Origin of the sequence: Duganella fentianensis (assembly GCF_009857835.1) — a bacterium.
Taxonomy (GTDB): Bacteria; Pseudomonadota; Gammaproteobacteria; order Burkholderiales; family Burkholderiaceae_D; genus Rugamonas; species Rugamonas fentianensis.
On record NZ_WWCL01000004.1, the window covers coordinates 309165 to 334845 of the forward strand.

Annotated in this window: 20 protein-coding genes; 14 read left to right on the forward strand and 6 right to left on the reverse strand. The window is 60.3% G+C overall.

Annotation, left to right across the window (positions count from 1 at the left end; genetic code table 11):
- Positions 1-30: 30 nt before the first annotated feature.
- Entirely contained in the window at positions 31-600 is a 570-nt protein-coding gene (locus GTP23_RS18450) for a GNAT family N-acetyltransferase (protein WP_161036464.1), read from the reverse strand.
- 165 nt (positions 601-765) lie between these two features.
- Here GTP23_RS18450 and GTP23_RS18455 point away from each other — a divergent pair, with 165 nt between their 5' ends.
- Positions 766-1851 (forward strand): FxDxF family PEP-CTERM protein, encoded by a 1086-nt coding sequence (locus tag GTP23_RS18455; RefSeq protein ID WP_229256168.1) that lies wholly within the window; start codon positions 766-768, stop codon positions 1849-1851.
- A gap of 120 nt (positions 1852-1971) precedes the next feature.
- A complete protein-coding gene (locus GTP23_RS18460; protein ID WP_202412253.1) occupies positions 1972-2910 on the forward strand; it encodes a choice-of-anchor A family protein in 939 nt (312 codons plus the stop codon).
- Here the strand turns inward: GTP23_RS18460 and GTP23_RS18465 are convergent.
- Both GTP23_RS18465 and GTP23_RS18470 read right to left on the reverse strand, forming a co-directional pair.
- On the reverse strand, positions 2873-3553 hold the full coding sequence (locus GTP23_RS18465; protein ID WP_161036465.1) for a TetR/AcrR family transcriptional regulator: 681 nt from the start codon (positions 3551-3553) through the stop codon (positions 2873-2875). The genes GTP23_RS18460 and GTP23_RS18465 overlap by 38 nt on opposite strands.
- Positions 3541-5010, reverse strand: coding sequence for an aminotransferase-like domain-containing protein (locus GTP23_RS18470; RefSeq protein ID WP_161036466.1), 1470 nt, complete (start codon positions 5008-5010; stop codon positions 3541-3543). Before GTP23_RS18470 ends, GTP23_RS18465 begins: the two co-directional genes overlap by 13 nt.
- Positions 5011-5219: 209 nt before the next feature.
- Between GTP23_RS18470 and aptA the strand changes: the two genes are divergently transcribed.
- From aptA to GTP23_RS18510, 8 genes are all read left to right on the forward strand, one after another.
- A complete protein-coding gene (aptA, locus tag GTP23_RS18475; RefSeq protein WP_155434429.1) occupies positions 5220-6536 on the forward strand; it encodes an omega-aminotransferase AptA in 1317 nt (438 codons plus the stop codon).
- A 30-nt stretch (positions 6537-6566) separates the two neighbouring features.
- Positions 6567-7682 (forward strand): alanine dehydrogenase, encoded by a 1116-nt coding sequence (ald, locus tag GTP23_RS18480; RefSeq protein ID WP_161036467.1) that lies wholly within the window; start codon positions 6567-6569, stop codon positions 7680-7682.
- Positions 7683-7713: 31 nt separating this feature from the next.
- Positions 7714-9216 (forward strand): CoA-acylating methylmalonate-semialdehyde dehydrogenase, encoded by a 1503-nt coding sequence (locus GTP23_RS18485; protein WP_161036468.1) that lies wholly within the window; start codon positions 7714-7716, stop codon positions 9214-9216.
- A 14-nt stretch (positions 9217-9230) separates the two neighbouring features.
- Positions 9231-10604, forward strand: a complete 1374-nt coding sequence (locus tag GTP23_RS18490; protein WP_161036469.1) for an NAD(P)-dependent oxidoreductase — start codon at positions 9231-9233, stop codon at positions 10602-10604.
- Positions 10604-11896 carry an NAD-dependent dihydropyrimidine dehydrogenase subunit PreA gene (gene preA / locus GTP23_RS18495; RefSeq protein ID WP_161036470.1) on the forward strand — a complete coding sequence of 431 codons (1293 nt, stop codon included), beginning with the start codon at positions 10604-10606 and terminating at the stop codon, positions 11894-11896. Before GTP23_RS18490 ends, preA begins: the two co-directional genes overlap by 1 nt.
- 81 nt (positions 11897-11977) lie before the next feature.
- Positions 11978-13459: an NCS1 family nucleobase:cation symporter-1 gene (locus tag GTP23_RS18500; protein WP_161036471.1), complete on the forward strand. Its 1482-nt coding sequence runs from the start codon at positions 11978-11980 to the stop codon at positions 13457-13459.
- 16 nt (positions 13460-13475) lie between these two features.
- A complete protein-coding gene (hydA, locus tag GTP23_RS18505) occupies positions 13476-14870 on the forward strand; it encodes a dihydropyrimidinase (protein WP_161036472.1) in 1395 nt (464 codons plus the stop codon).
- Positions 14871-14888: 18 nt separating this feature from the next.
- The gene (locus tag GTP23_RS18510; protein WP_161036473.1) at positions 14889-16124 is read left to right on the forward strand and encodes a Zn-dependent hydrolase; all 1236 of its coding nucleotides are present in this window, start codon (positions 14889-14891) and stop codon (positions 16122-16124) included.
- Positions 16125-16173: 49 nt separating this feature from the next.
- Here the strand turns inward: GTP23_RS18510 and GTP23_RS18515 are convergent, their stop codons facing one another.
- Positions 16174-17937: an allantoate amidohydrolase gene (locus tag GTP23_RS18515; protein WP_161036474.1), complete on the reverse strand. Its 1764-nt coding sequence runs from the start codon at positions 17935-17937 to the stop codon at positions 16174-16176.
- An 82-nt stretch (positions 17938-18019) separates the two neighbouring features.
- A complete protein-coding gene (locus GTP23_RS18520; protein ID WP_161036475.1) occupies positions 18020-18955 on the reverse strand; it encodes a LysR substrate-binding domain-containing protein in 936 nt (311 codons plus the stop codon).
- Between the two features lie 143 nt (positions 18956-19098).
- Between GTP23_RS18520 and GTP23_RS18525 the strand changes: the two genes are divergently transcribed.
- Both GTP23_RS18525 and GTP23_RS18530 read left to right on the forward strand, forming a co-directional pair.
- Positions 19099-20313, forward strand: coding sequence for a urate hydroxylase PuuD (locus GTP23_RS18525; protein WP_161036476.1), 1215 nt, complete (start codon positions 19099-19101; stop codon positions 20311-20313).
- A 22-nt stretch (positions 20314-20335) separates the two neighbouring features.
- A complete protein-coding gene (locus GTP23_RS18530) occupies positions 20336-21574 on the forward strand; it encodes an ArgE/DapE family deacylase (RefSeq protein ID WP_161036477.1) in 1239 nt (412 codons plus the stop codon).
- Here GTP23_RS18530 and GTP23_RS18535 read toward each other — a convergent pair.
- Positions 21566-22285 carry a transporter substrate-binding domain-containing protein gene (locus GTP23_RS18535; RefSeq protein WP_161036478.1) on the reverse strand — a complete coding sequence of 240 codons (720 nt, stop codon included), beginning with the start codon at positions 22283-22285 and terminating at the stop codon, positions 21566-21568. The genes GTP23_RS18530 and GTP23_RS18535 overlap by 9 nt on opposite strands.
- Positions 22286-22405: 120 nt before the next feature.
- Here GTP23_RS18535 and GTP23_RS18540 point away from each other — a divergent pair, with 120 nt between their 5' ends.
- Positions 22406-23110, forward strand: coding sequence for a histidine phosphatase family protein (locus GTP23_RS18540; protein WP_161036479.1), 705 nt, complete (start codon positions 22406-22408; stop codon positions 23108-23110).
- Between the two features lie 167 nt (positions 23111-23277).
- Complete coding sequence (locus GTP23_RS18545; protein WP_229256169.1) at positions 23278-25659, forward strand: DNA polymerase II; 2382 nt, start codon at positions 23278-23280, stop codon at positions 25657-25659.
- Positions 25660-25681 lie beyond the last annotated feature (22 nt).

Sequence of the window (25681 nt, forward strand, 5' to 3'; positions counted from 1 at the left end):
GCCGACGAATGGTAAACCGGGCTGGCCCGCTCAGTCTGCAGGGCGCTCGCGCGCGCTGCGCCAGTCGCGCGCCAGCAGGCCGAGGATCAGGCTGTCAGAGATTTCGCCAGCGACGAACCAGCGCTCGCGCAGATGGCCTTCCAGCCGGAAATGCAGGCTCTGCAGCAGACGCACGGAAGCGGCATTGTCGGGATGGATATCGGCTTCGATGCGATGCAGAGCCAGCGGGCCGAAGCCGTAGTCGAACACGGCGGCCAGTGCTTCCTGCATATAGCGCTGGCCCCAGTAGGGACGGGCCAGCATATAGCCCACGTCGCAGCGCGCATTCTGGCGGTCGAAATGATACAGCGTGACCACGCCCACCACGGCATGGTCCTGATTGACGAGGGCCCAGCGCAGGCTGCTGCCGTCGGCATAGCCCTGCAGTGTCTGGGCAACGTAGTCGCTGGCTTGCGTCATGGCCTGCCAGGGCGGACAGCTCCAGTAGCGCACAGCGTCGGCATCGGCAAACAGCTGGAACATGGCGCCGGTATCTTCGGCGCCGATAAAGCGCAGGGTCAGGCGTGGCGTGTGTAACTGGACGGGCAGGAAAGCAGGCATGGTGCAAGCGGGCTGTGGGCAGACATGCCAGCTTAGCCCAGTTTATATGTTGCTGACTAGTCATGGTAGATTTGTAACAGGCGGTGTACAAATGGCAATTATGCTTATAAAATAGCAATTTCGGCTGGCGCACGGGGCGCACGGCCTCTTTGAATGGAGAATTTCATGCTGAAGCCTACCCGTTTTGCCATGGCCATCGCCGCCCTGATTTCCAGCAGCGCTTATGCTGCGCCGCTGACTGCACAGCAGATGCTGCAACAATTTAATGTGGTGGTAACGGGCGACGTGAATTCGACGTCGCACGTCGATGGCCGCAGCTATGTGGGCGGCAATGTGGTGGGCGGCGACTATGTGCAGCATCCCAACGATACGCCGGCCTCGGCTTATGCCGGTCTGACCGTAGGCGGCAAGCTCAGCGGTGGTGCTCACGTGAATGGCCTGGGCATGGTGGTGGGCGGCGACGTGCAGGGCATCACGGTGAATTCGGGTGAAAGCTATATTGGCGGCAACGTCAGCTCGTCTAGCTTGAGCGGCAATGCCTGGGCGGTGGGCAGCGCCGACAACGTCAACTTCGGTAACCTGATCCATGCTGCCAGCTATAACAATATGAATCTGAATGGCAAAGTGCTGGGCGCGCCAACGGCCACCATGAACAGCACGCTGGCCGCGTCCACCTCGACCAATTTTGGCAATGTGATGACGGGCCTGTCCAGCCAGCTGTCGGCGCTGCACGGTAGCAATACTGCCCAGGTGGACTTCAGCAATGGCGACCACACGGTGACCTTCCGCGGTACGGCCGCCAATGGTGTGCTGGTGTTCGATCTGACCACGCTCGATAGCCGCATCTTCTCGTCCACGACGTCCGAGTTCGCGTTCGATCTGCACGGCGCCTCGACGGTGATTTTCAATACCAATGACAAGAATCTCAGCGTCTCGGCCAACTTCCTGGGCGGTTCGGCACAGGCGCTGGGTAGCAAGCTGATCTGGAATTTTGCCGGTGCCGAGAGTGTCACAGTCGGTGCCACCTTTGGCGGCCAGCTGCTGGTAGCCGATGGCACGTTCAACAATCTGAGCAAAGCCAATGTGGAAGGCGGCGTATTTGCCAAGGCACTCAACCAGGCGGCCGAAATTCACCTGCAGAGCTTTGACGGTACGATCCCGACGACCCCGGTACCGGAGCCGGAAACCTATGCCATGCTGCTGGCCGGGCTGGGGCTGGTAGGTGCGCTGGCGCGTCGCCGCAAGCAATAAGAGCAAAAGTACAAAATTCTGAAAATATGCACATTTTAATTTCCGAGTGGAAAATAATTCCACACGGAAATTTTATGTGCTATCCTCGAAGTAAGTTAAATTTCTTTGAGGGAATTTCAGATGAAAGTAGTGTTCAATTCCGCGCTGGCACTTGCCTGCATGACCGTGGCAGCTGCTGGTAGCGCTCAAGCCGGCGTGGTTGATCTGAACCTGCATGGCGCCAATGTTTTTGCGCTGACGGATTTCAAAGCTCCCAGTGCAGACGTGGAAGGTGCAATACTGGCGGGGCGCGATGTCCAGTTAAGCAACTATTCTGTCAACGACAAGAATGTTGATGCTTACGGCGGTTATTCCCTCATCGCTGGCCGCAATTTGAATTTCAGTAGCGGCTCGATTAAGAACGGCAATACCTATGTAGGCGGCACGGCCAATGTGACCCAGTCGGTCGACGTGTATGGCAAAAAAATCCAGACCGGCGCAGCCAACGCACCGGCGAATCTGACGGCCCTCGCGACCCAGCTGAAATCGACTTCGAACTCGCTGTCCACGCTAGCCACCACGGGCAGCGCTACAGTGCAGTGGGGCGGTCTGAACATCACTGGCAGCAAGAGCAAGGTTGAAGTGATCGATATCGATGCCAAAACCCTGTCCAGCGTGACGTACTTTAACTTCAGCGACCTCAGCAGCGGTTCTACCCTGATCTTTAACATCACCGGCACTTCGGGCGCGTTTTATGGCGGCTATCAGGGCTTCGAGAAGTACAATGTGCTGTTCAACTTCTATCAGGCTAAAGACCTGGGCATACATACGGGCCTGACGGCCAACGTGCTGGCGCCACTGGCCACCGTCAACGGCGGTAGTGGTGTCATCAATGGCAATGTGGTGGTGGATAACTGGCTGTCCTCGGTACAGATCAACGCCAATCATTACTTCAAACCTACGACAGTGACCGGCTTTATGACACCCGTGCCGGAACCGGAAACCTATGCCATGCTGCTGGCCGGTCTGGGCGTGGTCGGCTTTATGGCGCGCCGGCGTCAGCGCGCTGCGGCACGCTGATCGCGGCCAGCACCATGTTGACGATGGCTTGCTCGCCATCGTCAAAATCCTTTTTGGTCAGCTGTTTGCGGTTCAGTACCAGTGCCATCTGCGCCGAGAAATCGGCGTAGGACTGGGTCATGGCCCAGATGGCAAACAGCAGATGGGTGGCGTTAATCGGCGCCACCTTGCCCGCCGCGATCCACTTCTCGAATACTTCAATATCCTTGCGCAGCAGCGGAATCACGCGGCGCTGGATCTGGGTGCCATATAACTGCGCGCCGCTGATCACTTCCATTGCATACACGCGTGACGCCCACGGCTGTTCGCGCGAGAACTTCAGCTTGGCCTGTATATAGGTGCGCAGCACTTCGGCCGGTTCCTGATCTTCCGCGGCCAGATGCTCCATCCGCTCCAGCCACTCGTCCAGCACTTCATCGAGCACGCGCTGGTAGAGCGCCTGCTTGGTGGGGAAGTAGTACATCAGATTCTGTTTCGACAGCCCGGCTTTTTCTGCCACGGCAGCAATCGAAGTGCCTTCATAGCCGCATTCGGCAAATACCCTGACTGCGACTGCGGCGATGTCCGCTTCCAGCTTGTCGCGATTGAGTACGCGCCGTTTGATTTTCGGCGCTGCTTCCGTAGTGGGCTTTATGGTCGACATAGTTGTTTCAGGAAGGTCAGCAGTTGAGGGTGGTCGGCATAGGCGACGTTGAAGCGGAACCAGATGGTTTCCGGTGTGCGCAGCAGGAAGAAATCGCACGGCGATAGCAGGATGCCGGATTTGAGCGCCAGATCGGCGATCAGTTTGCCGTTCCATTCCGCGTCCGGTGCGGTAGGCCAGCCGGCGCTGACGAACATGCCGCCGCGCGGCCGCGCGATCGGCGTCACGCCCACGCTGGCCAGACCGTCGATGGTGCGTTCGCGCCCTGCGTCGAGCTGGCCGATCAGCTTATCCACCATGCGCTTGTAGGGCCGCGCCGTGATGGCGTGGTACACGGCGCGCTCGTTGATTTCGGAAGTGGTCAGGCCGGCCAGCATTTTCACGCGCAGCAGTTCCGGCAGCAGCGACGCGGAAGCGCAGATAGAACCGACCCGCAGCACCGGCGACAGGGTCTTGGAAAAACTGCCGACGCGGATCACGCGGCGCAAGCCATCCATGGCCGCCAGCGAAGCTTCGCCGCGCGGTGCCAGTTCGCGGTAGATATCGTCTTCCACCAGCCAGAAGTCGAACTGTTCGGCCATGCCCAGCAGGCGGTGCGCCTGTGCCACGCTGAGCGAGGTGCCGAGCGGATTCTGTAGCACGGTGTTCACGAACATCAGCTTGGGCTGGGTGAGGGCCGCCTGTTTCGCCAGCGCTTCCATATCCAGCCCCTGTTCGCCACGGGGGATGCCGACGGCGATGCAGCCATGGTGGCGGATCAGCGACAGCAGGTTGCTGTAGCCGGGATCTTCCACCAGCACAGTGTCGCCCGGCTTGGTCAGGGTACGCAGGATCAGATCGAAAGCGTGGGTGGCGCCATGGGTCAGCAGTATCTGGTCGGCTTCGATAGGGAACAGTTCATCGCCGAGCGTGGTGGCCAGATGCTGGCGCAGCGAAGGGAAACCGAGCGGATGACCATAGCCGCGCAGGCGGTTGGCGGGAATGCGCATGGCGTGGCGCACCGCATCGAGGATGGTGTCTTCGCCATACCAGTCCGGCGGCAGCCAGCCTGCGCCCACGGGGAGTGCTTCCGATACGCCTGAATACAGATCGGGCGTGAGCGCATCGATGGCATTCGGAATGGCGTGGATGGTGGAGGGTAGCAGGGTGGCCGGCAGGTCCTGTCTGGCCACGAAATAGCCGGAACCGCGGCGCGATGACAACAGCCCCAGTGTCACGAGGCGGTCATAGGATTCCACAACTGTAAAGGTACTGATGCCATTACACTTGGCAAATTGCCGGACTGAAGGCATTTTCGTACCGACGCGCAACTCGCGCGCCGCCACCATCGCACTAATCGCCGCCACGATCTGATCAACCAGGCCCCCTTTGCGCTGGCGCTCTATGGGCACGACGGGCCAGGCGGAAGCACGGGCGGCGCCCGATGCGTTTTCCTGCTGCCCATTCCCAGCTTCCATGCCTGACTCCCTGTGCCGTGCACCCTGACGTAAAACGTAACTGTAATGTTTTTGCTACCTGTACGGTTGGACAGTTTTGATATTTGTGTATCTGTGCCATCATTGTTGCGCTGTCTATTATTGCATCATCATTTTGCCAACTGGTAAATTTTTTTACGGTTTGTCAAAAAGCCCCGTTTCGAACGCGAGCCGTACAACAGGAGATGAGCATGAACGAGTCCAGACCAGCATCGATGGCATCCTTCTGGATGCCATTTACCAATAACCGCGACTTCAAGGCCCACCCGCGGCTGCTGGTGTCGGCGCAAGGCATGTACTACAAGGACGTGGATGGCAACAGCATCCTCGATGGTACGGCCGGTCTGTGGTGCGTACCTTGCGGTCACGCCCAGCCCAAGATCGTCGCCGCCGTGCGCGAAATGGTGGGGCAGCTGGACTTTGCGCCGACCTTCCAGATGGGCCATCCGGCCGCCTTCGATCTGGCCGAACAGCTGATGGAATACACCAACCACCGTTTCGGTCAGGTGTTCTACACCAACTCCGGTTCCGAGTCCGTCGATACGGCGCTGAAGATTGCGCTGGCCTATCACAAGGCCCGTGGTGAAGCCAGCCGCACCCGTCTGATCGGGCGCGAGCGCGGCTATCACGGCGTGGGGTTTGGCGGCATTTCGGTAGGCGGCATCGCCGGCAACCGCAAGCCGTATGGCGTGATGCTGCCCGGCGTCGATCACCTGCCGCATACGCACAATCTGGAGAAGAATGCCTACACGCGCGGCGAACCGGAATACGGCACCGAGCTGGCCGATGAACTGGAACGCATCGTCGCGCTGCATGATGCTTCCACCATCGCTGCCGTGATCGTCGAGCCGGTAGCCGGTTCCACCGGCGTGCTGATTCCGCCTAAAGGCTATCTGAAACGCCTGCGCGAACTGTGCACCAAGCACGGCATCCTGCTGATCTTCGACGAGGTGATTACCGGCTTTGGCCGCCTCACCACGCCATTCGCCTCCGACTACTTCGATGTGGAACCGGACATGATGACCACTGCCAAAGGCCTGACCAATGGCGTGATCCCCATGGGTGCCGTGTTCACCAAAAAGCATATCTACGACGCCTTCATGGAAGCACCGGCCGGCATCGAACTATTCCATGGCTACACCTACTCGGGCCATCCGGTGGCCTGCGCCGCTTCGCTGGCGACGCTGGAAGTGTTCAAGGAACAGAAGATCCTCGAGAACGCTGCCGGTCTGGCCGAATACTGGGCCGACGCCGTGCACTCGCTCAAGGGACTGCCGCATGTGATCGACATCCGCACCATAGGCCTGATTGCCGGCATCGAGCTGGCACCTATTCCCGGCAAGCCCGGTGCGCGCGCTTTCGCCGCCTTCAAGCAGGCCTTTGCGGACGGCATCCTGATTCGTACTACCGGCGACATCATCGCTCTGTCGCCACCTCTGATACTGGAGAAAAAACATATCGATGAACTGTTTGGAAAACTCACGACGGTCCTCAAAAATCTGGCGTAGTCGCTAAGCCAGTCACACAAGGAGAACAGCATGCTGGTAGGTGTCCCAAAAGAGATCAAAAACCAGGAGTCCCGCGTCGGCCTTACCCCGGCCAGCGTGAAGGAACTCGTATTGCGTGGTCATCAGGTTCTGGTGCAGAAGAATGCCGGCGCGGCCATCGGCCTAGCCGATGCCATGTATGAAGGCGCCGGTGCCAGCATCGTCGAGACGGCGGGCGAGATTTTTGCCCGCGCCGAGATGATCGTCAAAGTGAAGGAACCGCAGCCGGAAGAATGCGCCATGCTGCGCAGGGGGCAGATACTGTACACCTATCTGCACCTTGCGCCGGACCCCGAGCAGACCCGCGCGCTGGTGGAATCGGGCGCCGTCTGCATCGCCTACGAGACCATCACGGGACCTAACGGCGGCCTGCCTTTGCTGGCGCCCATGAGCGAAGTGGCGGGGCGCATGTCGATACAGGCTGGCGCTGCCCATCTGGAGAAATCCAAAGGCGGCATGGGCATGTTGCTGGGCGGCGTGCCCGGTGTGGCAGCAGGCCATGTGGTGATTATCGGCGCCGGTGTGGTCGGTACCAATGCCTTGCAGATGGCGGTAGGCATAGGCGCACGCGTGACCATCCTCGATAAAAACGTAGACCGGCTGCGCCAGCTCGATCTGGTGTTTGGCAACCGTATCAGCACGCTGTACTCGAATGCCCACACCATCGAACAGGCCGTGCTCGATGCGGATCTGGTGATAGGCGGCGTGCTGGTGCCCGGCGCGGCAGCCCCCAAGCTGGTGACCAGGGAAATGATCGCCCGCATGAAGTCCGGTGCGGTGGTGGTGGACGTTGCGATCGATCAGGGCGGCTGCTTTGAAACCTCGCATGCTACGACCCACGAGCAGCCGACCTTTGTAGTAGATGGTGTGGTGCATTACTGCGTGGCGAATATGCCGGGCGCAGTGGCGCGCACCTCTACCTTTGCACTGAATAACGCCACCATTTCACACGCGGTGGCACTGGCGGATAAGGGCTGGCAGAAAGCACTCAAAGCCAACCCGCATCTGAAGAATGGTTTGAATGTCTGTCTGGGTCATGTCACCTACGAAGCGGTGGCGCATGGTCTGGGCTATACCTATGTTGACGCGGACAGCCTGCTGGGCTGAACGCATAAAGAGAAATTAGCGAGAGAAACCTATGAGCACTCTGGATACGATTACCCATTACATCAACGGCGTGGCAGTCGATACGCAAAGCGGCCGCTATGCGGACGTGTTCAACCCCGCGCTGGGGCAACCGGTAGCCAGAGTGGCTCTGGGTACGACGGATGAAGTGGATGCTGCCGTGCGTGCAGCGGAAGCTGCCTTCCCTGCATGGTCGTCCACGCCGCCGCTGACACGGGCGCGCGTGCTGTTCAAATACCTGCAACTGTGCCAGCAGCACACCGACGAATTTGCCGCCATGCTGACGCGCGAACATGGCAAGACCTTTGCCGATGCGCAGGGCGAAGTGGCACGCGGTATCGAGATGGTGGAATTCGCCGTCGGCATACCGCAGATGCTGAAAGGTGAATTTACCGACCAGATTTCGCGCGGCATCGACGCATGGTCGATGCGACAGGCGCTGGGCGTGGTGGCCGGCATCACGCCGTTCAACTTCCCCGTGATGGTGCCGATGTGGATGTTCCCCGTTGCCATCGCTTGCGGTAACACCTTTGTGCTCAAGCCTTCCGAGCGCGATCCTTCGCCTTCGCTGCTGCATGCCAGGCTGCTCAAGGAAGCCGGTCTGCCTGACGGCGTATTCAATGTGATACAGGGTGATAAGGTCACGGTCGATGCGCTGCTCGACCATCCGGTGGTGCAGGCTGTGAGCTTTGTCGGCTCGACCCCGATTGCCGAATACATCTATGCACGCGGCAGCGCCAGCGGCAAACGCGTGCAGGCACTGGGCGGCGCCAAGAATCACATGGTGGTGATGCCCGACGCGGATATGGAGATGACGGTCGATGCGCTGATGGGTGCGGCCTATGGTTCGGCTGGCGAGCGCTGCATGGCCATCTCGGTGGTCGTGGCGGTAGGCGATGCTGGCGACAAGATTGTCGATGCACTGGCAAAGCGCACTGCTGCACTGAAAGTGCGCGATGGTATGGCGGCCGATGCCGAAATGGGGCCGGTGGTATCGAGCGCCGCCAAGCAGCGTATCGAGCGCCTGATCAGCGAAGGCGTGGAGCAGGGCGCCAAGCTGGTGGTGGATGGCCGCAACTATGTGGTGCCCGGACGTGAGAACGGCTTCTTCGTGGGCGGCACGCTGTTCGATCATGTCACGCCTGACATGACGATCTACAAAGAAGAGATTTTCGGCCCCGTGCTGTGCATGCTGCGCGCACCGGATGTGGGTACCGCAGTAGCGCTGATTAACCGCAACGAGTACGGCAACGGTGTGGCGATCTACACGCGCGATGGCGGCGTGGCACGCGAATTCGTGCGCCAGATTCAGGTAGGCATGGTGGGCGTGAATGTACCGCTGCCTGTGCCGATGGCATTCAATAGTTTTGGTGGCTGGAAGCGTAGCCTGTTTGGCGATCATCACGCTTACGGCCCTGAAGGTGTGCGCTTCTATACAAGGCATAAAGCTGTGATGCAGCGCTGGCCAAATACGGCTAGCGCTGGCGCAGAATTTGCATTCCCACAGATGAAATAAATCTCACGGAAACCATGATGATCGAATCTCTCAAATACATACCGCATCCCAAGGAAGCCAATGAATCATTGGCTAAACACTTCACCGATCTGGCGCCCGCACTCAACGAACGACAGGCGGCGATAGAAAGTGCTCGCTGTCTGTATTGCTACGATGCGCCTTGCACACGCATCTGTCCTTCGGAGATCGATGTCGCCGCCTTCATCCGCAACATCCATGACGGTAACGTGAATGGTGCTGCGGCCGGCATCCTGCAGCAGAACATACTCGGCGGCAGTTGCGCGCGCGTCTGCCCGACCGAAATCCTGTGCGAGGATAGCTGCGTGCGTAACCATGATGCGGAAGGTCAGCCCGTCAAGATCGGCCTGCTGCAGCGCTACGCTATCGATCACATGTCGTTTGCCGAACATCCGTTCAAACGTGCTGCCAGCACGGGCAAGAAAATCGCCGTGGTGGGCGCCGGTCCGGCAGGGCTGTCGTGCGCACACCGCCTGGCCATGCTGGGCAATGATGTGGTGGTATTCGAAGCCAGGGAAAAATCCGGTGGCCTCAATGAGTACGGCATTGCCAAGTACAAGCTGACCGATAACTTCGCGCAGAAGGAAGTGGAATTCCTGCTGCAGATAGGCGGCATCGAAATCCGTCATGGCCAGATCCTGGGCGGCAATCTGCAATTGAAGGACCTGCATGCGCAGTATGACGCCGTGTTCCTCGGCCTCGGTCTGGGCACCAGCAAGCAGCTGGGCCTGACGGGTGAAGATGCGCCGGGCTTGCTGGCCGCAGTGGAATATATCGCAGCGCTGCGCCAGACGGATGATCTGACCAGCCTGCCCGTACCTTCCTGCGCCATCGTCATTGGTGCTGGCAACACGGCCATCGATATGGCGGTGCAGATCCAGCGCCTCGGTGCGGAAGAAGTCACGCTGGTGTATCGCCGTGGCTTCGAAGCGATGAGCGCGACGGAACACGAGCAGCACATCGCCAAAGAAAATCAGGTACGCATGCGCACGTGGGCCCAGCCGCAACAGGTGCTGCTGGACGATGCCGGCCGTGTGCGCGGTATGCGCTTCGAACGAACTGCCATGAACAACGGCCGTCTGGCTGGCACGGGTGAGACTTTCGAGATTGCGGCAGACGCCATCTTCAAAGCCATCGGTCAGAGTATGGACGAAACGAGCATCAGTGATCCACTGGCGAAGACGCTGAAACGCGACGGTGACAAAATCCACGTCGACGATCAGTTCCGCACAGTGCTGCCACGTATCTACGCTGGCGGCGACTGTGTGGCGCCCGGGCAGGATCTGACCGTGCAGGCGGTACAGCACGGCAAACTGGCGGCCATCGCCATCCACCAAGATATCAACGCACTGAAAGCGGAGGCCCAATAATGGCTGACCTGAGCATAGAATTCTGCGGGATCAAATCCATCAACCCGTTCTGGCTGGCGTCGGCGCCGCCAACGGACAAAGCCTACAACGTGGTACGCGCCTTCGAAGCTGGCTGGGGTGGCGTGGTGTGGAAGACGCTGGGCGAAGACCCGGCGGCTGTTAACGTCTCTTCGCGTTATTCTGCGCACTACGGCAAGAACCGCGAGGTGATAGGCTTTAACAATATCGAACTGATTACCGACCGTCCGCTGGAAGTGAATCTGCAGGAAATCACCCAGGTGAAGAAGGACTGGCCGGATCGCGTCATCATCGTCTCGCTGATGCTGCCGTGCGAAGAAAAACTCTGGGCCGATATTCTGCCGAAAGTGGAAGCGACCGGCGCTGACGGTATCGAACTGAATTTCGGCTGCCCGCACGGTATGCCGGAGCGGGGCATGGGCGCAGCAGTAGGGCAGGTGCCCGAGTACGTGGAGATGGTGACGCGCTGGTGCAAGACGCACAGCAAACTGCCCGTAATCGTCAAGCTTACGCCGAATATCACCGACATCCGTGCACCGGCCCGCGCTGCCAAGGCTGGTGGTGCCGATGCCGTCTCGCTGATCAATACCATCAACTCCATCACCCATCTCGATCTGGATCAGATGGTGGCTTTCCCTGTTGTGGGCGGGGCCAGCACGCACGGCGGCTACTGCGGTTCCGCCGTCAAACCGATCGCGCTGAACATGGTGGCGGAAATCGCGCGCGATCCGGCCACTCGTGGCATCCCTATCTCGGGTATTGGCGGCATCGGCAACTGGCGCGATGCGGCCGAATTCATGGCGCTCGGCGCAGGCTGCGTGCAGGTCTGTACGGCCGCCATGCTGCATGGCTTCCGCATCGTCGAACAGATGAAGGATGGCCTGTCGCGCTGGATGGACGAGAAGGGCTACAGCAGCATCAGTGATTTCGTCGGCAAGGCCGTGCCGAACACCACGGACTGGAAATACCTGAACATGAACTATCAGGTCATCGCCCAGATCAATCAGGATGACTGCATCAAGTGCGGCCGCTGCTATGTGGCTTGCGAGGATACTTCGCACCAGTCGATCAACCAGCTGATCGATGCTGCCGGTGTGCGTACCTACGAAGTCAATAAGGAAGAATGCGTAGGCTGCAATCTGTGCGAGATCACTTGTCCGGTGCAAGGCTGCATCACCATGGTGCCGCAGAACACAGGCAAGCCTTATATGAACTGGACGCAGGATCCGCGTAACCCGCGCGCGGAAGCGGTAAAAGCGGCTGAAACAGCATAGGGGCAAAGACTTCAGGAGGCAGTGAGTTAGGTACGAAACTTGCAGCGTTGGCGTATAGTTCAATTTTCTGGAGAATGCCCCGTGAGCGAAATACAAACTGGTAGTACGCAACTATGGAATGAAGATCTGGCGCCTACGTCAGCAGCGCAACGTACCTGGCGCTGGTATCACTTTTCAGCCCTGTGGGTGGGGATGGTCATGTGTATCCCCGCCTATACGCTGTCGGCCAGTCTGATCGAGAGCGGCATGTCCGGCTATCAGGCTGTGCTCACAGTATTTCTGGCTAACGCTATCGTGCTGCTGCCGATGCTGCTGATCGGCCATGCTGGTACCAAATACGGTATTCCGTATGCGGTGCTGGCGCGCGCTTCGTTCGGCACGGGCGGTGCCAAGCTGCCGGCGCTGATGCGCGCCATCGTGGCCTGCGGCTGGTATGGCATCCAGACCTGGTTCGGCGGCCAGATGATCTACACGCTGCTCGGTGTGATGCTGGGCGGCGAGTTCGGTGGTGCGGCGATTGCGGGTCTCGGCATCAACGGCGGGCAGCTGTTGTGCTTCCTCGTGTTCTGGGCCATCCAGTTCTGGTACATCGTGCACGGCATGGATGCGATCCGTAAACTGGAAACCTACACAGCGCCGCTGAAGATACTGATCTGCTTTGTGCTGCTGGGCTGGGTGTATAACAAGGCGGGCGGCTTCGGCGATCTGCTGTCGGCACCGTCGCAATTCGTTGCTGGCGGCAAGAAGGCCGGCCAGTTCTGGTCCGTGTTCTGGCCTTCGCTGACGGCCATGGTGGGCTTCTGGGCTACGCTGGCGCTCAACATTCCTGACTTTACCCGCTTCGCCAAAACGCAGCGCGATCAGGTGATAGGCCAGTCGGTCGGTCTGCCTGTACCTATGGGCTTGCTGGCCATGATGGCCGTGATCGTGACCTCGGCCACCGTGGTCCTGTACGGCAAAGCCATCTGGGATCCGGTCGATCTGTCCAGCCGCATGACGGGTGTGGCCGTGCTGGTGGCGTTGCTGATACTGCTGATCGATACGGTATCGGTGAATCTGGCGGCAAATCTGGTCGGCCCGGCCTACGATTTTTCCTCGCTGGCGCCTAAGCAGATTTCGTACAAGATCGGCGGCTACATCACGGCCGGCATTGCGATCCTGATGATGCCGTGGAAGATACTGGAATCGACGCAAGGCTATATCTTTACGTGGCTGATCGGCTATTCGGCTTTGCTGGGCCCTATCGCGGGCATCCTGATTATCGATTACTACATGGTGCGCAAGACGGAACTCGATGTGCCGGAACTGTACCGCGAAGACGGCCAGTATTCGTATGGCAGCGGCTGGAATATGACGGCACTGGTGGCTTTCGTGATCGGCGTGCTGCCGAATATTCCGGGCTTCCTGAATGCGGCTTTCCCTGCTGCCTTCCCCGACGTTGCACCGATTTTTAAAACGCTCTACACCTACGCATGGTTTGTCGGTATCGCCATTTCGGCCGTGGTGTATGGCGTCATGATGAAGGGTAAGGCGCTGCCTGCAGCACAGGCGGCCCGCCCGTAAAATAACGGAGACCTCGATGACTATTCTGATACGCGGTGGTACGGTCGTGAATGCCGACCGGGTGTTCCGCGCCGATGTGCTGTGCGATGGCGACAAGATTATCGCCGTGGCTGAAAATCTGGCGGCGCCGGCCGGTGCCACCGTCATCGACGCTGGCGGACAGTACGTGATGCCGGGCGGGATAGACACTCACACTCACATGAATCTGCCCTTTATGGGCACGGTGACGCAGGACGATTTCTATACGGGTACGGCAGCCGGTCTGGCTGGCGGTACTACCACCATTATGGATTTCGTGATTCCGGCGCCGCAGCAGAATCTCATCGAGGCTTATCACCAGTGGCGCGGCTGGGCACAGAAGGCCGCTGCCGACTACACCTTCCACGTTGCCATTACGTGGTGGGACGACAGTGTGCACCGTGATATGGGTACGCTGGTGCGCGAGCATGGGGTGAACAGCTTCAAGCACTTCATGGCCTACAAGAACGCCATCATGGCCGACGATGAAACGCTGGTGAAGAGTTTCCGCCGTTCGCTGGAACTGGGGGCGATACCCACCGTGCACGCGGAGAATGGTGAGCTGGTCTACCAGCTGCAGCAGGATCTGCTCAAGCAGGGATTGACGGGACCCAGTTCGCACCCGCTGTCGCGGCCACCGGCTGTCGAAGCGGAAGCAGCCAACCGTGCCATTGCGATTGCCAATGTGCTCAACACACCCGTCTACATCGTACACGTGTCGTGCGCCGAGTCGCTGGAAGCCATTACGCGCGCTCGTGCCCATGGCCAGCGCGTGTATGGCGAGGCGCTGGCGGGGCATCTGGTGATCGACGATAGTGTGTACCAGAGCCCTGATCTGGAATTCGCGGCCGGCCACGTCATGAGTCCACCGTTCCGTAGCAAGCAGCATCAGACGGCGCTGTGGCAAGGCCTGCAGGGCGGTAATCTGCACACCACGGCGACCGACCACTGCACCTTCTGCGCCGCGCAGAAGGCCGCAGGCAAGGATGACTTTACCAAGATACCGAACGGCTGCGGCGGGGTGGAAGACCGCATGTCGGTGGTGTGGGACGCCGGTGTAAATGCCGGCCTGCTGACGCCATCCGAATTTGTGAAGGTGACTTCGACCAATGCTGCGCAGATTTTCAATATGTATCCGCGCAAGGGCGTGATTGCCGCCGGTGCTGATGCCGATGTGGTGGTGTGGGATCCGGAAGGCAGCCGTACCATCTCGGCCCGGACCCAGCACGCCAGGGGCGGCTTCAATGTATTCGAAGGCCGCACGGTGCGCGGCATTCCCAGCGCCACGGTGGCGGCAGGCAAGGTGGTGTTCCAGAACGGTACGCTGATGGCGGTGGAGGGCGCAGGCCGTCATATCGACCGTCCTGCGTTTAAAGCGGCTTCGGCACGCTGATGGTGAAGGAGTAGAGCGATGAGTGATATGCGGATTAATGGCCAGCGTCTGTGGGACTCGCTGATGGAACTGGCGCAGATAGGCGCCACTGCCAAAGGCGGTGTGAAACGTCTGGCGCTGACGGATCTGGACAAGCAGGGGCGCGACCTCGTGGTGCGCTGGGGCCGCGAGGCAGGCATGTCGGTTACGGTCGACCAGATCGGCAATGTCTTCATGCGCCGCGAAGGCACTAATAATGCGCTGCCGCCTGTGATGACGGGCAGCCATATCGACACCCAGCCGACCGGTGGCAAATTCGATGGCAACTACGGCGTGCTGGCCGGACTCGAAGTGGTGCGTACGCTGAATGATCTGAACATCCGTACGGAAGCGCCTATCGAAGTCGCGTTCTGGACCAATGAAGAAGGTTCGCGCTTTGTGCCGGTGATGATGGGTTCCGGCGTCTTCTGCGGTGCCTTCACGCTGGAGACGGCGTATGCCGCGCGCGATACGGAAGGCAAGAGCGTAGGCGAGGAACTGGCGCGCATAGGCTACAAGGGCGAGCAGGTGCCGGGCGACCATCCTATCGGCGCCTACTTCGAAACCCATATCGAGCAGGGGCCAGTGCTGGAAGATGCCGACAAAGTGATAGGCGTAGTGCCTGCCGTGATGGGCCTGTCGTGGTATGACTGCGTGGTGAAAGGCATGGAAGCGCATGCGGGACCGACGCCCATGGGCTTGCGCAAGGATGCGCTACAGGTGGCGACGCGCATCATGCAGCAGGTGGTGGCGATAGCCGACCGCTATCCGCCGTATGGCCGTGGCACGGTGGGCATGGTGCAGGTGTTCCCCAACAGTCGCAATGTGATTCCGGGCGAGGTGAAGTTCAGCATCGACCTGCGCAATGTGAACGACGAGCTGCTCAACACCATGCACGAGGAAATGCTGGCGTATATCGAGCAGACCCGCAAGGATACGGGGCTGGAGATTTCCATCGAGCGGGTGTCCTACTATCCGCCTTGCCCCTTCCATCCCGACTGCGTGGATGCGGTGCGCAAGGCCACGGCTAAACTGGGCTACTCCACCATGGATGTGGTGTCCGGCGCTGGCCATGATGCGATCTACACGGCGCGACTGGCACCATCGGGCATGATCTTCGTGCCGTGCAAGGACGGCATCAGCCATAACGAGATCGAGGATGCCAAGGCCGAGCATCTGGAAGCGGGCTGCAACGTGCTGCTGCACGCCATGCTGGAACGGGCGCGCGCGGCGTAAATGGCGAGCCGCTGCCCCCGCAGTGATGCGGGTTCAGCGGCGCGGGGTATTACTGATAATTGCGCAGGAAGTCCAGCAGTACCTGCGCCGCCAGTTCGGCATCATCTGCCGTCATGGTTTCCAGCGGGTTGTGGCTGATGCCGCCATTGCCGCAGCGGGTGAACAGCATGGCCACATCGGTGATGGCCGCCATGGCCATGGCATCATGGCCCGCACCGGACAGCAGATCGAAACGCGGCAAGCCCGCGCGTTCCACCGCAGCGCCCAGTTGCTGCATCAGGCGCGGTGCGCAAGGCACGGCTGCCACATCGACGATAGATTCCAGCGTGAATTCGATCTGGCGCTCGGCACAGATGCGCGCTATTCCTTGCTTGATATCGTTGACCGCTGCCATCCGCACGGCGTCATCGGCCGCGCGGATATCCAGCGACAGACGGCAGACACCGGGCACCACATTGACCGAGCCGTTCGGTACTTGTAACTGTCCCACTGTACCCACCAGTGCCAGTGCCTGCGTGCAGCGCTGCTCCACCAGTAGCACGATTTCGGCGGCCGCTGCGGCAGCATCTTTGCGCATATTCATAGGCGTGGTGCCAGCATGGCTGGCCAGCCCCGTCAGCTCGACCAGATAGCGCGAGCTACCGGCTATCGCGCTGACCACGCCCAGCGGCAGGTCATGCTCCAGCAGCACAGGGCCTTGTTCGATATGCACTTCCACAAACGCTAGCAGCTTGGCCGGATCGCGTGCGATGGCAGCGATGGCATGCACGTCGTGGCCAGCCGCGAGGATAGCATCGCGCATGGTTACACCATCGGCATCGGTCTGGTCCAGTAGGGCCGGATCGAAGCGGCCCGTGATGGCATTACTGCCGAGGAAGGTACTGCGGAAGCGTACGCCTTCTTCTTCCGCGAAGCCCACTACTTCAAGGTGGTAGGGCAGGCGTTCGCCGCGCTGGTGCAGATGCTGTACCACGGCGATAGGCAGCAGGATGCCTAGCCGGCCATCGTACTTGCCGCCGTTGCGCACGGTGTCGTAGTGCGAGCCCGTCATCAGTGTTGGCGCATTGGCGTCAGCGGCGTGGTACACGCCTACTACATTGCCGACCGCATCGATGTACGCTTCCATGCCGGCCTGCTGCATCCATGCCAGCAGCTGCGCCGCCGTTTGCTGGTGCGCCGGCGTCAGGTAGGCGCAGGTGAGGTCGAAGTCCTGGTCGCCGCTGTTGTCGGCGTCGCTGATTGCGCCTATCTGTTCGCTCCACTGCATGATCTGCGGGCCAAAGGCCAGCGACACGCCTAGCAGGTCGTTGATGCGTAACTCGGCGATGCGTTTAATCTGGCGCAGGCACTCGGCGATTTCGTCGGCGCGCTGATTTTTCAGGCGGCGGCTAAAGGTCGATATGATCGCCCGCCGCGTCAGGCCCTGTCCGTCCGGCCCTTTGACGGCGAGGATGAAGGGGAAGCCGAAGCGGGCGTTGTAGTCGGCATTGAGCTGGTGCAGGGTAGCGAATTCTTCGGCGCTGCACAGGTGCAGGCCGGATTTGGCCTGTTCATGGGTCGATTCAGCCGTCAGCTGGCCGCTGATGGCCGCCTTGCCCGCCAGTTCGGGGTGGGCGCGGATCAGGCCTAGCTGTTCGTCCAGCGTGGCGCTGCTGACGACGGCCAGCAAGGCCTGTTTGAGTGCCGTGACGCTGGCGAACGGGCGCGCAGCGGCAGCCCGCTCCGGTATCCATGGCGAGTGTTCGTAGATACCGCGCAGGCGGTCGATAAAGCTGGCGGCATCGCAGCTATTCAGTTCGGAGAGTGTGGTCATAGCCTAGTGTAGCCTTTCCATGCTGCGCTGGTATATGTCTACCTGCCTAGCGTTTATAAGCGGGTGCTTACTTCGGCGGCGTCTATTTCACCAATGCCTTGGCCGCTGCCGATACCTGCTCGCGCAGCCACTTGTGTTCTGGCGCCTGATGCACGCGTTCATGCCACAGCTGGTAGAAGCGCATGGCAGGGAATTTGACGGGCACCGTAAAGCTTTTGAGCGGCATGCTGCGTTCGTAGAAGCGTACGAACTGGCGGCCTGTGGTCAGTACCAGATCGGTCTGGGTCAGCATGTAGGGGATCAGGCCGAAATAGGCCGATTCCACCGCGACGTTACGCTGCAGGCCCTGGGTTTCGAGAAAGGCGTCGATGACGCCCTGATAGCCGGGCAGCATCTGGGTTGGCGCCACATGGGGCAGTGCCAGATATTCGTTGAGCGTCATGGCATCGCTGGCCGTGCGTAGCGCATACGGGCAGTCCGCGCGCATGACGCAGATGATGGGGTCCTCGAACAGCTTGGACATGTGCAGGTGGGCCGGCGGTTCTTCCCAGTTGGCGATGACCAGATCCATGTCGCCATCGGACAGCAGGCGTACATAGTCCACGCCGGGACCCAGACTATGGATTTTCACCCGGCTGTTGGGCGAGCCCCGGCGCAGCAGGGCCACCAGATTGGGCAGGAACTGGCTATCCAGATAGTCTGGTGCGGCGATGTGGAAGGTGCGCGCTTCGTCCTGTGGCTGGAAGGGCTGCTTTTTCAGGAACAGGTTTTCCGTTTCGTCGAGGATGCGCTTGGCCGGTGCCAGCAGGCTTTCGCCGTGCTGGGTGGGCACCATGCCGCGTGCGCCGCGCACCAGCAAAGGGTCGCCCGTCAGCTCGCGCAGCTTGCGCAGCGAAGCCGAGATGGAAGGCTGCGGCTGATTGAGTTTGAGAGCGACGCGTGAAACGTTTTTCTCCACCAGCAGCAGGTAAAGTATGCGGATCAGGTGTAGATCCAGATGTTGCGGCAGGGCGGCCATGGGCGTGATTCTTGGACTGAGAACAGATAGTTATACGAAAATGAATATGTTTAATATACTCTAATGTTCATGTGGTCGTCAGCAAATCCGTTTATCTTCTGTAAATTAGCCACAGTGCCGTTTAAAGAAAACCGAAAGCATTCATGGAACTCATCGACTATCTGATCCCGTATGGCCTCGAGTGGCTGAACCTGATCGTGCGCTGGCTGCACGTCATCACCGGCATTGCATGGATAGGCGCGTCGTTCTATTTCGTCTGGCTGGATAATTCCATCCGTCCGCCTGCACCGGGTTCCGAGCTGGCCAGGAAGGGTGTGTCCGGTGAGCTGTGGGCCGTGCATGGTGGTGGCTTCTACAATCCGCAAAAATATCTAGTGGCACCGGCCGAACTGCCCAAGGAACTGCACTGGTTCAAATGGGAGGCTTATACCACCTGGCTGTCCGGTATTGCGCTGCTGACCATCGCCTACTACTTCAATGCGCAGGCCATGCTGGTGGATAAATCCGTGGCGGACCTGAGCAGCCTGCAGGCCATCGGCATAGGTGTGGGTACGCTGGTGCTGGGCTGGACGGTGTACGACCTGCTGTGCCGTTCGCCGCTGGGCAAGCATGATCTGTGGTTCGGCATTGTGATCTTTATCCTGATCGTGGCAGCTGCGTATGGCCTGACCCATGTGCTGAGCGGCCGCGCCGCCTACATCCACGTGGGTGCGCTGATCGGCACCATCATGGTGGGCAATGTGCTGATGCTGATTATTCCCGGTCAGCGCAAGATGGTGGAAGCCATGTCCGCTGGCCGTTTGCCCGATCCTGTGCACGGCCAGAAGGCCAAGCAGCGCAGCGTGCACAATAACTACTTCACGTTGCCCGTGCTGTTCATCATGATCAGCAACCACTACGCCATGACTTACCGCCACGAGCAGGCCTGGCTGGTGCTGGCCTTCATCATGGCAGCCGGTGTCAGCATCCGTCACTTCTTCAATCTGCGCCACAAAGGGCGCGTGGAATGGCGCTATCCGTTGCTCGGTATTGCGCTGTTGCTGGCGGTGGCGGTGGCGATCGCACCGGCCCGTCCGAAAGCCGTGGCGGTAGCGGATCCGGCGGCGCAGACGAACAAGGTAGCGGCCATCGTGGCGCAGCGCTGCGTGTCCTGCCACTCGGCCCATCCGACCCAGCCCGGCTTTGCCACGGCACCCGCCGGGGTAGCGCTGGACCAGCCGGAACAGATACGTCAGAACGCAGAAAAAATCTACAAGCAGGCGGTGCAGCTGAAAGCCATGCCGCTGGCTAATCTGACCAATATGACCGAGGCTGAACGGGCGCAGATTGCGCTGTGGTTCGAGTCCGGTGCCAAGTGAGAACCTGAATATGAGTAACGCGATGAACAACGCGAAACAGCAACTGGCGCAATGGATCGATGCGCATTTCGATGAAGAAGTGGGCGTGCTGCAGCAGTTGCTGCGCGTGCCGACCGATACGCCGCCCGGTAACAATGCGCCGCATGCCGAGATGGTGGCGCAACTGGTCAGCGCCTATGGCTGGAACGCCGAGCAGCATGCTGTGCCTGCCCAGCAGGTGCAGGATTACGGCATGCAGAGCATCACCAACCTGATCGTGCGCCGCCCATACAACGAAGATGGCCCCACGCTGGCGCTGAACGCGCACGGCGATGTGGTGCCGCCCGGTGATAACTGGACCTATCCGCCGTATGGTGGCGTGGTGGAGAATGGCTATATCTATGGCCGCGCTGCTGCCGTGTCTAAATGCGATTTCGCTACCTATATTTTTGCCGCGCGCGCGCTGGAAGCACTGGGCATGCCGCTCAAAGGCAAGCTGGAACTGCACTTCACCTACGATGAAGAATTCGGTGGCCTGCTGGGGCCGGGCTGGCTGCTGGAACAGCAGCTGACCAAGCCTGATTACGTGATCGCTGCGGGCTTCAGCTACAACATCGTCACGGCGCATAACGCCTGTCTGCAACTGGAAATCACCGTGCACGGCAAGTCCGGCCATGGCGCCATGCCGGAAACGGGGCATGACGCGCTGCAGGCGGCCACGCGCATTTTGAATGCGATCTATGACCAGTTGCCCGAGCTGAAGAAGATTAAATCCAAAGTGCCCGGTATCGATAGCCCGACCATGCTGGTGGGCCGCATCGATGGCGGCACCAACACCAATGTGGTGCCTGGCAAAGTCGTGCTGAAGATGGACCGCCGCATGATTCCCGAAGAAGATCCGGTGCAGGTCGAGGCACAGGTGCGTGCCCTGATCGAACAGGCCGTGCAGGGGCTGCCCGGTATCCACATCGAGATCAAGCGCCTGCTGCTGTCGCATGCGCTGCGCGAACTGCCCGGCACGGCCACGCTGGTGAGCAGCCTGCAGCAGAATGCACTGGCGGTGATGGGCGAACAGATTCCGGCGCAGGGCACGCCGCTGTACGCGGATGCGCGCCTGTATGGCGAACACGGGATTCCTGCCGTGCTGTATGGCGCCGGTCCGCGCACGGTGCCGGAATCGAATGCCAAGAAGGCCGATGAACGTTTGCTGCTGGAGGACTTGCGCAAGGCCACCAAGGTGGTGGCGTTCACGCTGCTGGATATGCTGGCACCCTCACTTTAATTCGTAATAGGTCCGGCGCAGCTGCGCCGGTACGCCGCGCGCCTGCATCCGTCGGGCCGTTTCGGCCAGCGGCAGTGCCAGCTCGCCATGGTCTTTGTGGAGATAGATATACAGCGGCAGGTCTTCTATCGAAGCGCTGGCGTAGCCCTTTTTGAGCAAGCGGTGCGCATCGCTGGTGAGGCCGCCCACATCGAATACGCAGGCCTCGCTGCGCTGGGCTAGCACCACTTGCAGGCAGGCGTCTTCGCTTTGCACATCATGCAGCTGCAGCGACGGCACCAGCTGCTCCAGCCTTTGCTGGTAGAGGAAGATGCCGCGCTTGTAGCTGACAGTGCGGGCAAAGTAGGTCAGCGATTGCCAGCTGCTGATGGTGAATGGGGTACGTGTGAAAATGCGGGTCTGGACCACATTGAACGGTTCCTCCACCCTAACATAGTCCGGATGTTTGAGGCCATAGCCTTTGACCCGACCAACTTCGCCATCTAGCTTGCCGATCGCGAGCAATGCTTCGGAGCGGCGCCCCGGCAGGCTGCGCAGCTCGCAGCTTAGCTTGTTTTCAGCGCACAGCTGCTGCAGATAGTCGCGGGCGTAGTGGAACGAGGCCGAATGGGCATCGTGGGTAGTGCCGAAGACCAGTTCCGTCTGCGCATGGGCCAGTGCCGACGTTCCCAGCAGGGTAGTCGCAATCAGCACAGCGGAAAAACGCAGCATGGGCACCTCGTCGATCGGAATTAGCACGACAGTTTCACCGTAAAAGTAAAACTATTCATTTGATGAATTATAGGCTGGGCGGTAAGCTGATGGCTGTTTAGATCTGAAGCCGGAAGCGAAATGGGACAAATTCATCTGGTGCGCCACGGGCAGGCCTCGTTCGGCAGCGCTAATTACGACCAGTTGTCGACGCTGGGTTACGAACAATCGCGCCTGCTGGGCCAGTGGTACGCCAGCCGCAAACAGACTTTTCAGCGCGTGATCGTCGGCGGCATGGAGCGCCACCAGCAGACGGCTGATGCCTGTCTGGCCGAACTGCCCAAGACCCTGCTGCCTAAAGGGGAATGGCAGCATGATCCCGGCTTCGCCGAATTCGACCACCATCAGGTGATGCTGCGTCATTGCCCCGAGTTTGGCGATCTGGCCATGTTCAAGCAGATGCTGGCCCGCCACGAGCAGCCGCAGCGTGCGCTCGAGCACATGTTCCGTGCTGCCGTGCAGCGCTGGATGAGCGGCTGGCATGACGACGATTACAGCGAAACCTGGCCGGCTTTCCGCCGCCGTACCATAGCCGCGCTGGAGCGGCTCGATGGCGAGCATAGCAAACAGAGCACCATCGTTTTCACTTCCGGCGGTGTCATCGCCACGCTGATGCAGCATCTGCTAGGGCTGCAGGATTATCAGGTGATGGAGATGATGTGGACGCTGGTGAACGGCTCCGTCACCAAGCTGCTGCAGCGGCCCGGTGAATTCAGCGTCAGCTATCTGAATAACTATGCCCACCTCGAGTGGCTGGGGCCACCGGGCACCGTCACTTACCGCTGAGGGATAGCTACATCTACGGCGTCAGAGCACGCGCGTTGCGGCTGGCCGTCGGCCCGGATGCAGTGCAGCGCAACCAGATCGCCAGACAGGAACTGGCGCGCTACCAGCCCGGCCTGCACAGTTAAAACGCCCGTGCTGGCTGTATGTGCATACAGTATAATGCCGGCATGACGCAAGCATCTGCACAAGGTTTCATACTGACCCGCCACTGGCGCGATACGGCACAGGGGACGGAGATCGAGTTCTGGCTGGCTACCGACGCCGGCCCGCAGAAAGTTCGCCTGACGGCGCAGACGTCGGTGGCCTTTGCCGAGGCCGGGCAGCGCGCGGCCATTGAAGCGCTGCTGACGCAACAGCAGGGCATAGAGCTGCGCGAACTGGCGCTCAAATCGTTCCGCAATCAGCCCGTGATCGGTCTTTACGCCAGCCGCTACAAGCAGCTGACCGCGTTCGAGCGCACGCTGGGCGAACATGGCATTGCCTTGTACGAGGCCGATATCCGCCCGCCCGAACGCTATCTGATGGAGCGCTTCATCACGGCCGGGGTGCAGATCGAAGGCGGTGAGTGGCAGGGCCATGTGGTACACAACTGCAAACTCAAGCCCGCCCCCGACTACCGGCCTACGCTGAAACTGGTGTCGCTGGATATCGAGACCAGTGCGTTCGAAGACCTGTATTCGGTGGCGCTGGAAGGCTGCGGCCAGCGTCAGGTGTATATGCTGGGCGCTGCGCCGGCGGTAGCACCGGACGCCGCTGCAGCGCCGGACTTCGCGCTGGAATACTGCGCCACGCCGCGCCAGTTACTGGAAAAGCTCAATGCCTGGTTCGCCCTGCACGATCCCGATGTGCTGATAGGCTGGAACGTGGTGCAGTTCGACTTGCGCGTGTTGCAGAAGAACGCCGACAAGCACAAGGTGCCGCTAACGCTGGGGCGCGAGCGCAAGACCATCGAATGGCGCGAGCATCCGGCCAAGCCCGGCTATATGTTTGCCCCCGTGGCCGGGCGGGTGGTGCTGGACGGGATAGACGCGCTGAAAGCAGCATCGTGGAGCTTCCCTTCCTTCAGCCTCGAACATGTGTCGCAGGCCTTGCTGGGTGAGGGCAAGGACATCGGCGACGTGTACGACAAGATGGCCGAAATCGAGCGCCGCTTCCAGCACGATAAACCGGCGCTGGCCTATTACAACCTGAAGGACTGCGAACTGGTCACGCGCATTTTCGCCAAGGCCAATCTGCTCGCCTTCATGATAGAGCGGGCCACGGTGACCGGGCTGCAGGCCGACCATCTGGGCGGTTCGATTGCCGCGTTCTCCCACCACTACCTGCCGCGCATGCATCGTGAAGGCTATGTGGCGCCGAATGTCGGGGATGTGGCGGGCGGCGCCTCGCCGGGCGGCTTCGTGATGGATTCCAAGCCGGGGCTGTACGATTCGGTGGTGGTGCTCGACTATAAAAGCCTGTACCCGTCCATCATCCGCACTTTTCTGGTCGATCCCGTCGGCCTGATCGAAGGCGAGCACGCGAGCGATCCGGCCAGCGTGGTGGCTGGGGTGAACGGCACAGTGTTTTCGCGCCAGCGCCACTGCCTGCCCGAGATTACTACCCAGATCTGGAAGCAGCGCGATGCCGCCAAGCGCGCGAAGAACGAGCCGCTATCGCAGGCGCTCAAGCTGCTGATGAATTCCTTCTGCGGTGTGCTGGGCGCTACCGAATGCCGTTTCTTCAATCCGCGCCTGATCTCTTCGGTCACGCTGCGCGGCCACCAGATGATGAAGCAGACCCGCGAGCTGGTCGAGGCGCAGGGCTATGAAGTGATTTATGGCGATACCGATTCGATCTTTATCTGGCTGAAAAAGGAGTACGCCAATGATGAGGCGCTGGCGATAGGCGAGGCGCTGGTCGGCCAGATCAACGCGTGGTGGAACGATATGCTGCAGCGTGAGCTGGGGCTGGAGAGCCATCTCGAAATCGAATTCGATACGCACTACCGCAAGTTCTTCATGCCCACCATCCGTGGCACGGAGACGGGCAGCAAGAAGCGCTACGCGGGGCTGACGCTGAACAGCCGTGGCGAAGATGAAGTGATCTACCGCGGGCTGGAAGTGGCGCGCAGCGACTGGACGCGGCTGGCGCAGCAGTTCCAGCAGGGGCTGTTCCTGCGCGTCTTCAAAGGCCAGCCTTACGAGCAGTACATCCGCGACTATGTGCGCAGCACACTGGCGGGCGAATACGATGAATTGCTGGTCTACCGCAAGCGCCTGCGCCACCGGCTCGATGAATACAAGGTGAATGTGCCGCCGCAGGTGCGGGCCGCGCGGCTGGCCGACCAGCACAACCAGAGTCTGAAACGGCCCTTGCGCTACCAGCACGGCGGCTGGATCAGCTACGTGATGACGACCAGCGGGCCGGAACCGCTGGAAGTGTTGCGCAGCCGGATCGACTACGAGCACTACCTGAGCAAACAGCTGCAGCCTATCGCTGATTCCATTCTGCTGCCGCTGCACGACAGTTTCGCCCGCCTGACCACGGCGCAGGCCAGCCTGTTCTAGGCCGCGCCGGGCAGTGCTGCTA

What these genes read in the sequence shown, in the direction of transcription:
- GTP23_RS18470 (WP_161036466.1), bottom strand. Translation starts at nt 5,010, where the DNA reads ATGGAAGCTGGGAATGGGCAGCAGGAAAACGCATCGGGCGCCGCCCGT.
- GTP23_RS18485 (WP_161036468.1), top strand. Translation starts at nt 7,714, where the DNA reads ATGAGCACTCTGGATACGATTACCCATTACATCAACGGCGTGGCAGTC.
- GTP23_RS18525 (WP_161036476.1), top strand. Translation starts at nt 19,099, where the DNA reads ATGGAACTCATCGACTATCTGATCCCGTATGGCCTCGAGTGGCTGAAC.
- GTP23_RS18535 (WP_161036478.1), bottom strand. Translation starts at nt 22,285, where the DNA reads ATGCTGCGTTTTTCCGCTGTGCTGATTGCGACTACCCTGCTGGGAACG.
- aptA (WP_155434429.1), top strand. Translation starts at nt 5,220, where the DNA reads ATGAACGAGTCCAGACCAGCATCGATGGCATCCTTCTGGATGCCATTT.
- GTP23_RS18510 (WP_161036473.1), top strand. Translation starts at nt 14,889, where the DNA reads ATGAGTGATATGCGGATTAATGGCCAGCGTCTGTGGGACTCGCTGATG.
- hydA (WP_161036472.1), top strand. Translation starts at nt 13,476, where the DNA reads ATGACTATTCTGATACGCGGTGGTACGGTCGTGAATGCCGACCGGGTG.
- GTP23_RS18530 (WP_161036477.1), top strand. Translation starts at nt 20,336, where the DNA reads ATGAACAACGCGAAACAGCAACTGGCGCAATGGATCGATGCGCATTTC.
- GTP23_RS18520 (WP_161036475.1), bottom strand. Translation starts at nt 18,955, where the DNA reads ATGGCCGCCCTGCCGCAACATCTGGATCTACACCTGATCCGCATACTT.
- GTP23_RS18465 (WP_161036465.1), bottom strand. Translation starts at nt 3,553, where the DNA reads ATGTCGACCATAAAGCCCACTACGGAAGCAGCGCCGAAAATCAAACGG.
- GTP23_RS18515 (WP_161036474.1), bottom strand. Translation starts at nt 17,937, where the DNA reads ATGACCACACTCTCCGAACTGAATAGCTGCGATGCCGCCAGCTTTATC.
- GTP23_RS18460 (WP_202412253.1), top strand. Translation starts at nt 1,972, where the DNA reads ATGAAAGTAGTGTTCAATTCCGCGCTGGCACTTGCCTGCATGACCGTG.
- GTP23_RS18540 (WP_161036479.1), top strand. Translation starts at nt 22,406, where the DNA reads ATGGGACAAATTCATCTGGTGCGCCACGGGCAGGCCTCGTTCGGCAGC.
- GTP23_RS18450 (WP_161036464.1), bottom strand. Translation starts at nt 600, where the DNA reads ATGCCTGCTTTCCTGCCCGTCCAGTTACACACGCCACGCCTGACCCTG.
- ald (WP_161036467.1), top strand. Translation starts at nt 6,567, where the DNA reads ATGCTGGTAGGTGTCCCAAAAGAGATCAAAAACCAGGAGTCCCGCGTC.
- GTP23_RS18545 (WP_229256169.1), top strand. Translation starts at nt 23,278, where the DNA reads ATGACGCAAGCATCTGCACAAGGTTTCATACTGACCCGCCACTGGCGC.
- preA (WP_161036470.1), top strand. Translation starts at nt 10,604, where the DNA reads ATGGCTGACCTGAGCATAGAATTCTGCGGGATCAAATCCATCAACCCG.
- GTP23_RS18455 (WP_229256168.1), top strand. Translation starts at nt 766, where the DNA reads ATGCTGAAGCCTACCCGTTTTGCCATGGCCATCGCCGCCCTGATTTCC.
- GTP23_RS18490 (WP_161036469.1), top strand. Translation starts at nt 9,231, where the DNA reads ATGATGATCGAATCTCTCAAATACATACCGCATCCCAAGGAAGCCAAT.